Origin of the sequence: Pseudomonas sp. EggHat1 (genome assembly GCF_014892995.1) — a bacterium.
Classification (GTDB): domain Bacteria; phylum Pseudomonadota; class Gammaproteobacteria; order Pseudomonadales; family Pseudomonadaceae; genus Aquipseudomonas; species Aquipseudomonas chaetocerotis.
This window is the reverse complement of record NZ_JACKQK010000006.1, coordinates 43,529-55,828: the sequence shown is the minus strand read 5'-3', so window position 1 is coordinate 55,828 and position 12,300 is coordinate 43,529. Positions and strand designations below refer to the sequence as shown.

Sequence of the window (12,300 nt, the reverse complement as noted above, 5' to 3'; positions counted from 1 at the left end):
CGCCTTACTCCTGATCTTTCAGTACATCGGGCACATAGGCCCGATGGAAACCGTTGTAGGGCTCGCTGTTTCTCGCCTTGCCCAGCGTCCAGGCGCGGGTGCCCTGGCTGGCCGCACCGTCGATGCGGATGGTGTTGCCGCTGATGAAGTTGGCGCCGGGGCTGAGCAGGAAAACGATGGCCGCGGCTACCTCGGATTCGCTGCCGATGCGCTGCAGCGGCACGTGATCCTTGAGGTTGCGGATCATGTTCTTCATCGACTCGGGGTAGGTGTCCATGCCACTGGAGGCGATCCAGCCCGGCGCCACGGCGTTGACCCGCACGCCAGCGTGGCCCCACTCGTAGGCAGCAGTCTTGGTGAAGTTCTCCATACCGGCGCGGGCGGCGCCGGAGTGGCCCATGCCGGGCATGCCGCCCCACATGTCGGCGAGCATGTTGACGATGGCGCCGCCGTGTTTGCTCATGCTCTGCAGGAAGACTTCCCTGGCCACCAGGAAACCGCCCACCAAGTTGGTGCGCACCACGGTCTCGAAGCCTTTCTGGTTGATGCCGATCAGCGGCGCGGGGAACTGGCCGCCTGCATTGTTCACAAGCTGGTGGATGCGCCCGCGTTCCTCGATCACTGTAGCGATCATGGCCTTTACCGCGTCTTCGTCGCGGATGTCGCAGACCTGGAAGCTGGCGCTGCCGCCGTCTTCGATGATCTCGGCGCAGGTCTTCTCCAGTTTTTCTTGCTTGCGTCCGACCAGCACCACATGGGCGCCGAGATGGGCCAGCTCGTGGGCCACGCAGCGGCCGATGCCGCTGCCACCGCCGGTAACCAGGATGGTCTGATCGGCGAATAGGCCAGGTCTGAATACCGAGTCGTATGCCATTGTTGTTTTCCTTGTTGCACCTGCATCGGTTTATGTAGGAGCCAGCTTGCTGGTGATGCTTTTGCGTTGTTGATCGCGGGCAAGCCCGCTCCTACAGGCTGTCGGCCAGCGCCTTGGGCACCGGCACCGGGAATTCCAGCAGTTGCTGGGCGAATGCCTTGCCCTGCGGGTCGATGCGCAGGCTGGCGACGCCACCACCGCCCAGCGCGTTCTCCAGCAGGAAGTTGAGGCTGTGGCTGCCTGGCAGGTACCAGCGGCTGACGTGACCGTGCTCGGCATCCAGGGTATGTGCCATCCAGCTGGCCACGGCTTCGGGTGTCAGTGCAGCGGCTATCCACGCCAGGTATTCGGGCTTTCTGGCCATCACGCCGATATTGCTGTGGTTGCCCTTGTCGCCGGAGCGCGCCACGGCCAGGCGGATCAGCGGCACGGCGGCGTCCGCTTCGCCCATGGGCACGGGGAGGGCGGCCGGCGCGCGCAGTTGCATGGGGTCGAAGGCATCGACCTGGGGCAGGGCGACCGGCTGGCGCTCGCCATCGATCTCGACGCTCAAGGCGCAGGCGCTCTTGTCCACCAGGAAACTGAACAGGCGGATCACCGGGTAGACGGTGGGGCGGCCGCCGACGATGCCGGTCAGGCCCGGCGCCATGCCGGTGGCGGCCTGGGCTATCTCGCGGGAAAAGAGGACTAGCGCTTCCTTCCGGGCGTGGCGAGTTGCGATCTTCACCACCACCTCACGGCAGTAGGTGCGATGGGCATGGGCTCCATAGGTGGCCTCGCTGCCGAGCAGCTCGACGCTGACCTCCTGGTAACGGCCCCAGCCACGCTCGGCGAACATCTCTTCGGTCTTTTTGATGATCGCCTGGCTGACCCGCTCCGCCTTGGCCACGGCGTCGATACCCGCGAGCAGGAAGCTGGCGGTGCAGCGAAAACCGTCCGGGTGCGTGGCGCTGACCTTGTACTGATCGGTAGGCGGCAGGCCGCGCGCGCCCTGCAGCTGCACGCGGTTGTCGCCGACCTGACGCAGTTCGACCAGGGTGAAGTCGCAGATCACGTCCGGCAACAGATAGGCGCGCGGGTCGCCGATCTCGTAGAGCATCTGCTCGCCCACGGTAAGAGGCGTGACCAGGCCGCCGGAACCCTCGGGCTTGGTCACGACGAAACGGCCATCGCCTTCGACTTCTACGATGGGAAAACCGATGTGCTCGTAATCCGGTACGTCGCGCCAATCGGTGAAGTTGCCACCGGTGCACTGCGCGCCGCATTCGATGATGTGCCCGGCCAGGGCGGCCTGGGCGAGCTTGTCGTAGTCGGACCAGGCCCAGTCGAACTCGTGCACCAGGGCGGCGCTGACCACGGCGCTGTCGACCACGCGGCCAGTGATGACGATGTCGGCGCCCTGTTCGAGCGCGGCGACGATGCCCGGCGCGCCCAGGTAGGCGTTGACCGACACGCAGAAGGGCGGCAGCGCTGCGCTGCTGAACATCTCGCGGGTGCCGGCCTTGACCAGCTCGCCAAGCTTGGGTTGCAGGTTGTCGCCGTGCAGCACGGCGATCTTAAGTTGCACGCCGGCCTGCTCGCAGGCAGCGCTCAGTGCGGTGGCACAGGCCATCGGGTTGACCCCGCCGGCGTTGCTGATGACGCGGATCTTCTTCGCCGCCAGCTCGCCCAGCAGCGGCGTCAGCACTTCGACGAAATCGCGGGCGTAGCCATCGTCAGGCTTCTTCATGCGGGCGCCGGCCATGATCGACATGGTGATCTCGGCCAGGTAGTCGAATACCAGGTAATCCAGCTCGGCGCCGCGAACCAGCTGGGCTGCTGCTGTGGAGGTGTCGCCCCAGAAAGCGGAGGCGCAGCCGATGCGTACGGTTTTGCTCATTGGAATTGGCCCGTCACACATTTAGAAGGTGAGCTCACACTACCAAGCAAGCGCTTGGTTTTAAAGTGGTGAAAGACGGCAATTCGGCCAAAAATGCGCCCAAGCGCTTGCTTGGTCAGCTCTCGCCGCATACATTTCATCAAGCAAGACAAGCACTTGCCGGCAGCATAGAGAATTCATCAGAACAATCGCCGAGCAAGGCAGCCAGGGGAGAAGTCAGCGTGGATGAACACAGAGCCCAGGCCGTGATGCAGGAACTGGTCGCCAGCGGCCAGGTAACCGATCCGGACAGTGCCCGCGGCAAGCTGTTGCAGATGGCTGCCCACCTGTTCCGCAGCAAGGGGTACGAGCGCACCACGGTGCGTGATCTGGCCGCCGCGATCGGTATTCAGTCGGGCAGCATCTTTCACCACTTCAAGAGCAAGGACGAGATCCTGCGCTCGGTGATGGAGGAAACCATCGTTTACAACACCGCGCTCATGCGCGCTGCACTGGCCGAGGCGCAGGGCACCCGCGAGCGGCTGCTGGCGCTGATCCGCTGCGAGCTGCAATCGATCATGGGCGGTACCGGCGAGGCCATGGCGGTGCTGGTCTACGAATGGCGTTCGCTTTCGGAAGATGGGCAGGCGCAGGTACTGGCCTTGCGTGATACCTACGAGCAGATCTGGTTGGCGGTGCTGGGCGAGGCGCGTGAGGCCGGTTACTTCAGGGGCGATCCCTTCATTCAGCGGCGTTTTCTCACCGGTGCGCTGAGCTGGACCAATACCTGGTTCCGTTCGCAGGGACCCATGACGCTGGATCAGTTGGCAGAAGAAGCGTTGTCATTGGTGTGTAAGGAAGCCTGAGCGAATTCGGCTAGGTTCTGTACGAAAAGTGCCTGCGCTCGGTGATGCTTCGTTAAAAACAGGTTCGGAATGCTCATTTACAGCTCGTAAACTCCGCCTCCTCATCTGTTTTTGCCTCGCCTGACCTTCGCTCGACGACTTCTCGTAGAGAACCTAGGATAGTAGCAACTGCCGGTTTTTGGCTCGAACACGGGCGTTGGGTACTCCCGCGCTGTGATCCGTGACGAGAGGTCGAGTTTGCGCGCACTAGCCTTTTGCCTGTTGTGCTGTCTGTGGCTGTTGCATGTACCTGCTGCCGTTGCGCTGCAGGAGGTGCGCGTCGGCGGTTATCACTTCCCGCCCTATCTGGACAAACCCGAATCATCCTATCCGCAAGGTTTGGTGCCCGAGTTGTTGCGCGCACTCAACGCGGCGCAGCAGCAATACCGTTTCGTGCTTGTACCGACTTCGGCGACCCGCCGTTACCGCGACCTTGAAAGCGGACGCTTCGACCTGATGTTCTTCGAGTCCAGTCGCTGGGGGTGGCAGGGCACGTCATACCTGGCCTTGGGGCTGGATATCGATGATGCGGAAGTCTATGTCGCTGCGGCGGAACCGGGGCGTGGGCAGGACTATTTCGAGAATTTCAGCGACAAGCGCATGGCGCTCTACAACGGCTATCACTACGGCTTCGCCAGTTTCGACGCCGACCCTGACTATCTCGCGCGGAACTTCAACGCGTTGCTGACCTATTCCCACGACAGCAACCTGCGCATGCTCGTGGCGCGACGCGTCGATATCGCCGTGGTGACGCGCTCGTATCTGGAGCTGTTCCTGGATCGGCACCCGGAAATGCTGTCCGAGTTGCTGGTTTCCGATCGCCCTGATCAGCTCTATCACCATCAGGTGCTGCTGCGCCCCAAGGGACCACTGAGTCCGGCTGAAGTTGCCGAGCTGTTGAGCCGGCTGCAGGCCAGTGGTGAACTAACTAAGCTACTTGGGCGCTATCGTCTGACATTGGGTAACAAAGTGTCAGTAGAGTGAAAATCCATCTAGTCGGTCAGGAGAGACTGGAGTAGTGTGCAGCTCACTGTAGAGAAGGAATTTTTTGGGGACTCGACATGCGGCATGTGCGGTGCTGGATTCATGGATGTTTGGGTGCCTTGTGTCTCTTGCTGGTGGATCCTCTTCATGCGGCCGACGTGGTCAAGGTCGGTGGCGCGCACTTCCCCCCCTATGTGATCAAGTCCAACCTGCATGACTCGAGTGGCCTGCTGCCGCAGCTGCTCGAAGCGCTCAATCGAGAGCAGAGCGAATACCACTTCACCATGTTGCCCACCGCCATCGTGCGTCGCTTCAGCGACCTGCAGCGTGGGCGTATCGATATGGCAATTTTCGAGAATCCGCAATGGGGCTGGCAGGACATCGACGCTGAAGCCGTCGATATGAGGCTGGAAGATGCGGAGTTGTTCGTCGCTAGAAAGGAGGCACTGCGCGACCAGGGTTACTTCGAGCAGCTCGAAGGCAAGCGCCTGGCGCTTTATCGCGGCTATCACTACGGCTTTGCCCAGTTCAACAGCGACCCGGAGTTCCTTACCAGCGCCTTCAACGCCAACCTCGGTCATTCCCACGACAGCAACCTGCTGATGGTGATACGCGGGCGCGCCGATGTCGCGCTGGTGACTCGCTCCAATCTCTACGACTTCCTCGAGCGCAATCGCGAGTATGCACGGCAGTTACTGATCTCCGAGCGTGTCGATCAGGTCTATCGCCATCATGCGATGATTCGCGCCGGCGCGCCGATTACTCCTGAACGCTTCGCCGCTCTGCTCGAGCAGTTGAGGGCGAAAGGCGAGCTGCAACGCATTTTCTCGCCTTATCGCATTGCCGTCACGCCAGACGTAGCGGATAGCTCAACAGCAATATATGCAGAAGATTGACCGCTGTGTGCAGGGCGATGGCCAGGCTCAGGCGGCCGCTGTAGTGGAAGACCAGCCCATAACCCAGCCCCGCGCAGGTCGCCACCACGGCGAATAGCGTGCTGAAGGGCATATGGGCCGCACCGAACAGGCCCGCCGTCAACAGCAAGCCTGGCCAGATTCCCAGGCGCTTGATCAGGGCAGTCTGCAACAGACCGCGAAAGAGTAGTTCCTCCGCCAGCACCGCCACGCCGAGATTGACTGCCAGCCACAGCAGCAGGCCCTGCGGCCATTTGGGCTGCCAGGCGACCAGACCCAGCGCCATGGCCAATAACGGCACCAGCAGCAGGGTGGCGACGCACGTCAGCCAGGCATGTTTCAGCGAAATCACAGGGCTGCGTGGCTGCCCCAGCCACCAGGCGAGCAGGGCGGTGCCCAACAGCAGCTTGTCCCAGGACAGACGCAGGCCATAGGGAGCTGCGTCGTGACTGATGAGACGTGGCTGCCACAACTGCCAGGGGCTGAAACCGGGTATGAGGTGCGCCGCCAGGGCAATGCCGCCGAGCAGGATCAGAGGCAGCCATAGCCAGTTCGGCAGATGCGATTGCCCGGCCAGCAGGATGATGGCGAATGCGCTGCCCAGCAGCAGGCCGACGGGGTGGATGAAGCCCAGGCCGGTGCCCAGGGCCAGGGTGAGAGCAGGGAACAGCAAGCGCAGATGCAGGGGCATGGCACCTCCTCCTGAGAAGGCGCGCAGTCTAACAGGCAGTCGAAAAACTACCTCGGCTTTGGCTCCTGCATCCATGCAGTCGTCGCCTACGTTTTTCAACAACCTGCTAGCAGGCTGCGTTGCGGGCAGTCTTGGCGTTACCTGATGGGACGAGTGCGTTTAGCGCTGACGCTCGCGTGCGTCCTTGGCTTCCTGCTCGATGGCACGCTTGCGCATGCGTTCGAGCTGGTCTTCGCTCAGGGGCATTTTCTTGGCGCTGCTGCGCAGCACCAGCAGGCTGCCGATCACCGAGCCGAATACCAGAACCAGCAGCAGCCAGACGTACCAGGGCATGATGACTCCTCACAAGGAATGGAGCTGTCACCATAACGCGCGTTCAGGTTCTTGTCAGTCTGCCTGTAGGACAGGCCTCAGGTTGCTGTCGTCCTTGAGCTGCACGCCACTCAGTTGCAGGCGTAGCGCCTGGCGCGCCAGGTAGTCGAGTTTGTGTGCTGCCAGCTCGTAGGGCAGACCCTCGGGACGCACATTGGAGATGCAGTTGCGTGCGCTGTCCAGGCAGCCTACGCGCGGTGCGTAGGTCAGGTACAGACCGAGGCTGTCCGGCGAGGTCAGGCCAGGGCGTTCGCCGATCATGACGATCAGCAGGCGCGCACGCAGTGCTTCGCCGATGCCGTCGCCAATCGCCACGCGGCCTTGCTCGGCCAGCACCACCGGGGTGTTGGCCCAGTCAGTGTCGAAGCGTTCGCGGAAGGCTTGCAACAGCGGCAGAGCATGGCGCTGCACGGCGACGGCTGACAAACCATCGGCCAGCACGATGGCGATTTCAGGGGCGGGCAATTCGTGCAGCAGTTGCACCTGGCAGTCGCCATGCAGATGACGGCCGTGATCCGGGCGCAGCAGGTAGGTCTGCCGGTCTTCGGCGTTGCTGCGTACTTTCAGGGTGCGAAAACCCGCCGCATGCAGTTGGTGCTTGAGTTCGCCGAAGTCCAGCGGGCGATGCACCGCATCGCGCGCCTGGGCATGGGCCAGGCCGAACTTCAGCACTTCGCGGGTGGGCAGGCTGCAGCCGACGCGGCCGAGCGCGATACGTGCCGAGGTATGCGCGCGCAGTTCGTCCCAGGGATTTTGCTGAATCAGATCATTGGCCATCACGCAGCTCCCGAGATGTGCGGCAGTTGCTTGAGCAGATGATGACCGCTACCGATCTCACGCAGTCGGCCGCTCGGTTCGGTAATGGCCATGCGTGCCAGCCAGGCATCGAATTCGGGTGCGCGTTTCAGGCCCAGCACATGGCGCAGGTAAAGCGCATCGTGGAACGAGGTGCTCTGGTAGTTGAGCATGATGTCGTCGGCACCCGGGATACCCATGATGAAGTTGATACCGGCCGCGCCGAGCAGGGTGAGCAGGCTGTCCATGTCATCCTGATCGGCTTCGGCGTGGTTGGTGTAGCAGACGTCGCAGCCCATCGGCAGGCCGAGCAGCTTGGCGCAGAAGTGGTCTTCCAGGCCGGCGCGGATGATCTGCTTGCCGTCGTAGAGGTATTCCGGGCCGATGAAACCGACCACGGTATTGACCAATAGCGGGCGGAATTCGCGGGCCACGGCATAGGCGCGGGCTTCGCAGGTCTGCTGGTCGACGCCATGGTGGCCGCCGGCCGACAGCGCGCTGCCCTGGCCGGTTTCGAAGTACATGACATTGTCACCCAGGGTGCCGCGCCCCAGCGACAGCGCGGCTTCATGGGCTTCGCGCAGGATAGCCAGGGATACGCCGAAGCCGGCGTTGGTGGCTTCGGTGCCGGCAATGGACTGGAATACCAGATCGATCGGCGCGCCAGCTTCGATGGCCTGGATCTGCGTGGTGACGTGGGTCAGCACGCAGCTCTGCATGGGGATTTCGAAGTGCTGGCGCACCTCGTCCATCATCTGCCACAGGCGCATCAGCGTCGGCAGCGAATCGCTGGCCGGGTTGATACCGACCGTGGCGTCGCCGGAGCCATACAGCAGGCCGTCGAGCATGCTGGCGGCGATGCCACGCACGTCGTCGGTGGGGTGGTTGGGCTGCAGGCGTACGGCCAGATGACCGGGCAGGCCCAGGGTGTTGCGAAAACGCGTGATCACTTGGCATTTGCGTGCCACCAGAATCAGGTCCTGATTGCGCATCAGCTTGCTCACGGCGGCAACCATCTCCGGTGTCAGCCCGGCGGCCACGGCTGCCAGACGCGCGCTGTCGGTCTTCTCCAGCAGCAGCCAGTCGCGCAGGTCGCCCACGCTCAGGTGGCTGATCGGAGCAAAGGCGGCGACGTCATGGCGGTCGATGATCAGGCGGGTGACTTCGTCCTGCTCGTAGGGAATCAGCGCCTCGTCGAGAAAGCGTGTGAGCGGCACCTCGGCCAGGGCCAGCTTGGCCGCCATGCGCTCTTCGTAGGTAGCGGCAGCCAGTCCCGCCAGGTAGTCGCCGGATCGCGCCGGGCTGGCCTTGGCCAGCAGCGTCTTGAGGTCCGCGAAGCGGTAGACCAGGCTGCCGATGGTGGTTTGATAGGGCATGGCTGCAACCCGTTGCAAGAGGATGTACTTGCCGTGCAGTGCTCATGCCAGCGGGCTTGCCGCCGGTGATTGGTGGTCCGCAGGCGCGGCCGAATATCTCGGAAGCCTGAAAACGGTGCAGGGCTGAGACTGGTGCATCAGATTAGCGCGTCGGCATCGTGATGTCTGTCACATGATGGCAACTTGGCGCTGTTTGAATGTCGGCTTTCCGATCGCGCGGGGAGGCCGTTCGTGACCCATGCCAGAGCGCTGCAATCGCTGATGCGAGCCGTTACACCGCTCGCCGCGTCGATGAATATCAACGAGGTCGCCGATCTGTTCCTGGCGACTGAACACCGCGCCTTTCTCTCTCTGCCGGTGGTCGATGAGCACAATCGGCCGCTTGGCCTGGTCAGTCGCGCCACGCTGCAGGACATCTTCATGCAGCGCTTCGGGCGCGACCTGCGAGGCCGCCACCCGGTGGGCGAGGTGATGAACGAAGCGCCGCTGATCGTCAGCCTGGAAACCAGCCTGGAACAGGCTGCCAAGCAGGTTACCGCGCAGTTGCAGTACCCGATCACCGAGGACTTCATCCTGATCGATGCTCAAGGCCAGTACTGCGGTCTGGGTACGGTTCTGGATTTGCTCAAGGCCATGGAAGCGCGCGTTGCCCAGCGCAATCGCGTATTGCGCCAGGCGTTGGTGGACCTCAAGGAATCCCAGGCGCAGCTGCTGCAGTCGGAGAAGATGGCGTCGCTCGGGCAGATGGTCGCCGGCGTTGCCCATGAGCTGAACACGCCGCTGGGCTACGTGAAGAACAACGTGCAACTGCTGCGCGAGCTGAGCGAGCCACTGTTCGGACTGGCCGCCGCGCAGGCGCGACTGGGCCAATGCCTGAGCGACCCGGATTGCGACGAGGCAAGCCTCGCCCAGGCCCTGCAGGCTGCCGAACAGGCTCGCCAGCAGGCGGCGCCGGAGCTGCTTGCCGAGGACCTGCAGCAGCTCTACGGCGACACTCTGTATGGCCTGGAACAGATCGCCGAGCTGGTGGTTGGCCTCAAGGATTTCGCTCGTCTCGACCGCGCCATGAGTGAGGAGGTCGACCTCAATGACTGCATCCGCAGCGCGCTGCTGATCGCCCGTAATCACATCAAGGACAAGGTCGAAGTGGTACAGCAGCTCGGCGAGCTGCCACGCATTGCCTGTGCGCCATCACAGATCAACCAGGTGCTGCTCAACCTGCTGACGAACGCTGCACAGGCCATCGAGGGAATGGGGCGCATCCAGATCCGTAGCTGGGTCGATGCCCAGGGCGTTCATGTGTCGCTGCAGGACAACGGCCGTGGCATGCCGCCCGAGGTGTTGGCGAAGATCTTCGATCCCTTTTTCACCACCAAACCGGTCGGCCAGGGCACCGGCCTCGGTTTGTCCATCAGTTACAAGATCGTCCAGGACCACGGCGGCCAGATTCGCGTCGCCTCCGAGCCAGGGCGTGGCACGCGCTTTCTCATCAGCCTGCCGTTGCCCGCTACCGCCGCCATGAAAAGGAGCGCCTGATGTCCGCACCCGTTCGCATTCTCTTCGTCGACGACGAGGAGCGTATTCTGCGCAGCCTTGCCCTGCAGTTTCGCCGCCACTACGACGTGCTGACCGAGAGCGATCCGCTGCGCGCGCTGCAGCGTCTGCGCGAGGAGCACATTCACGTTCTGGTGAGTGATCAGCGCATGCCACAGATGAGCGGGGCCCAGTTGTTGGCCGAAGCGCGCGAGATCGCGCCGAACACGTTGCGTATCCTGCTGACCGGTTATTCCGATCTGGATGCCGCGGTGGAGGCGCTGAACAACGGCGGCATCTTCCGCTACCTGACCAAGCCCTGGGACCAACAGGAAATGGCCTTCACCCTGCGCCAGGCGGCTGAGCTGGCCGTCCGCCAGGCGCAGCCGCTGCAAGCTGTCGCCAGCGAAGGGCTGAGTGCACCGCTGTCGGTGCTGCTGCTGGACGACGAGCCAGACACGCTCGCCGTCGTTGGCGAGTTCTGCGTCGCGGGTGGGCATCGCCTGCTACGCGCACGCAATCTGGCCGAAGCCATGCTGCAGCTCAACAACGAAGGCGCGGACATTCTGGTCAGTGACCTCAAGTTGGCCGGCGAAGATACCGCGCCCTTGCTCAAGACCCTGGCGCAAGCCCACCCGCGGCTGCTCAGCCTGGTGGTCACGCCATTTCAGGACACCCAGGCGCTGCTGCGTCTGGTCAACGAGGCGCAGATCTTCCGCTACCTGCCCAAGCCGATTCGTCGTGGTCTGTTCGAGAAGGGTTTGAAGGCCGCTGCCGAACAGGCGCTGATCTGGCGCGCTCAACCACAGCAGGTGGTTACTCGCCTGGCCGAGGTGCCGCGTGACGAGCGTGAGCAGGAGAAAGTGGGCAGCCTGATGGGCATGCTCGGGCGCCTGCGTGAACGGCTGATAGCCTGACCGTTTGGCTGCCCTGAGCTTTCGCGGCTGAAGCCGCTCCTACGGGGCAACGCCAGATTCGTAGAGCGGGTGAAACCCGCCAGAGGCTATTGGCGGGCTTCACCCGCCCTACCAATGCAGTATCCTCGGGTCCCTGAACGCATAGCGCGGTTGCCCTGGACAGGGACTTCGGCCGCGACCAGTGATCGGATGCTTTGCGCTACAATGCGCGGCGTTTTTCATCCTGTTCGAGACCCACCCCATGCCTGTCTGCCAAACCCCGATCATCGTCGCCCTCGACTTTCCCAGCCGTGATGCCGCTCTGGCGCTGGCCGCTCAGCTCGATCCGGCGCTGTGCCGGGTCAAAGTCGGCAAGGAACTGTTCACCCGCAGTGGTCCGCAGGTGGTCGAGGCGTTGCAGGCCAAGGGTTTCGAGCTGTTTCTCGATCTGAAATTCCATGACATTCCCAACACCACGGCGATGGCGGTCAAGGCCGCTGCGGAGCTGGGCGTGTGGATGGTCAACGTGCACTGTTCTGGCGGTCTGCGCATGATGGCGGCCTGTCGCAACGAGCTGGACAAGCTCGCGGGCGCCAAGCCGCTGCTGATCGGCGTGACGGTGCTGACCAGCATGGAACAGCAGGATCTGGCCGGCATCGGCCTGGACGTGCCGCCGCAGGAGCAGGTGCTGCGCCTGGCCGGGCTGGCTGCCGAGGCCGGGCTCGATGGTCTGGTCTGCTCGGCGCAGGAAGCCAGCGCGCTGAAGGTCGCACAGCCGCGGCTGCAGCTGGTGACACCGGGTATTCGTCCTGCCGGCAGCAGCGCCGATGACCAGAAACGCATCCTCACCCCGCGTCAGGCGCTGGATGCTGGCTCCGATTATCTGGTGATCGGTCGCCCGATCAGCCAGGCTGCCGATCCGGCCCAGGCACTGGCTGCGGTGGTTGCCGAACTGCAAGGCTGAGCCCTGTAGCCCGGATGAACTCCGGGGCTGTCTGATATGCCGTCCGATCTGTCCCTACCCGCTGATCGCGGCACCGCGCTGGTGGAGTCGCCATCAGCGCCCTGCATGACTCGCCACTCCAGAGCCTGATAGTGCTGC

At 63.3% G+C, this 12,300-nt stretch carries 12 protein-coding genes; 6 read left to right on the top strand and 6 right to left on the bottom strand.

The genetic code is table 11. The features are described from left to right. Positions 1-4: 4 nt before the first annotated feature. On the bottom strand, positions 5-874 hold the full coding sequence (locus INS93_RS11735) for an SDR family oxidoreductase (protein ID WP_192982086.1): 870 nt from the start codon (positions 872-874) through the stop codon (positions 5-7). 91 nt (positions 875-965) lie between these two features. Further along, on the bottom strand, positions 966-2,753 hold the full coding sequence (locus INS93_RS11730) for an acyclic terpene utilization AtuA family protein (RefSeq protein ID WP_192982084.1): 1,788 nt from the start codon (positions 2,751-2,753) through the stop codon (positions 966-968). 221 nt (positions 2,754-2,974) lie between these two features. Between INS93_RS11730 and INS93_RS11725 the strand changes: the two genes are divergently transcribed. The 3 genes from INS93_RS11725 to INS93_RS11715 all read left to right on the top strand — a co-directional run bounded on the left by INS93_RS11725 (position 2,975) and on the right by INS93_RS11715 (position 5,517). After that, a complete protein-coding gene (locus INS93_RS11725; protein WP_160016619.1) occupies positions 2,975-3,598 on the top strand; it encodes a TetR/AcrR family transcriptional regulator in 624 nt (207 codons plus the stop codon). 237 nt (positions 3,599-3,835) lie between these two features. Then, a complete protein-coding gene (locus tag INS93_RS11720; protein WP_192982082.1) occupies positions 3,836-4,621 on the top strand; it encodes a substrate-binding periplasmic protein in 786 nt (261 codons plus the stop codon). Positions 4,622-4,698: 77 nt separating this feature from the next. Continuing rightward, complete coding sequence (locus INS93_RS11715) at positions 4,699-5,517, top strand: substrate-binding periplasmic protein (RefSeq protein ID WP_192982080.1); 819 nt, start codon at positions 4,699-4,701, stop codon at positions 5,515-5,517. Here INS93_RS11715 and INS93_RS11710 read toward each other — a convergent pair. From INS93_RS11710 to INS93_RS11695, 4 genes are all read right to left on the bottom strand, one after another. Next, positions 5,468-6,226 (bottom strand): CPBP family intramembrane glutamic endopeptidase, encoded by a 759-nt coding sequence (locus INS93_RS11710; RefSeq protein WP_192982078.1) that lies wholly within the window; start codon positions 6,224-6,226, stop codon positions 5,468-5,470. The two genes, INS93_RS11715 and INS93_RS11710, sit on opposite strands and share 50 nt — an antisense overlap. A 159-nt stretch (positions 6,227-6,385) precedes the next feature. Beyond that, complete coding sequence (locus tag INS93_RS11705) at positions 6,386-6,559, bottom strand: DUF2897 family protein (protein ID WP_003461005.1); 174 nt, start codon at positions 6,557-6,559, stop codon at positions 6,386-6,388. 54 nt (positions 6,560-6,613) lie between these two features. After that, positions 6,614-7,375, bottom strand: coding sequence for an ethanolamine ammonia-lyase subunit EutC (gene eutC / locus INS93_RS11700; protein WP_192982076.1), 762 nt, complete (start codon positions 7,373-7,375; stop codon positions 6,614-6,616). After that, positions 7,375-8,769, bottom strand: a complete 1,395-nt coding sequence (locus INS93_RS11695; RefSeq protein WP_192982074.1) for an ethanolamine ammonia-lyase subunit EutB — start codon at positions 8,767-8,769, stop codon at positions 7,375-7,377. The genes eutC and INS93_RS11695 overlap by 1 nt, the downstream gene beginning before the upstream one ends. 261 nt (positions 8,770-9,030) lie before the next feature. On the opposite strand from INS93_RS11695, the gene INS93_RS11690 reads away from it, so the two are divergent. The 3 genes from INS93_RS11690 to pyrF all read left to right on the top strand — a co-directional run bounded on the left by INS93_RS11690 (position 9,031) and on the right by pyrF (position 12,162). Continuing rightward, complete coding sequence (locus INS93_RS11690) at positions 9,031-10,305, top strand: ATP-binding protein (RefSeq protein WP_192982412.1); 1,275 nt, start codon at positions 9,031-9,033, stop codon at positions 10,303-10,305. Continuing rightward, entirely contained in the window at positions 10,302-11,219 is a 918-nt protein-coding gene (locus INS93_RS11685; protein WP_192982409.1) for a response regulator, read from the top strand. The genes INS93_RS11690 and INS93_RS11685 overlap by 4 nt, the downstream gene beginning before the upstream one ends. A 241-nt stretch (positions 11,220-11,460) precedes the next feature. After that, a complete protein-coding gene (gene pyrF, locus INS93_RS11680; RefSeq protein ID WP_192982071.1) occupies positions 11,461-12,162 on the top strand; it encodes an orotidine-5'-phosphate decarboxylase in 702 nt (233 codons plus the stop codon). Positions 12,163-12,300 lie beyond the last annotated feature (138 nt).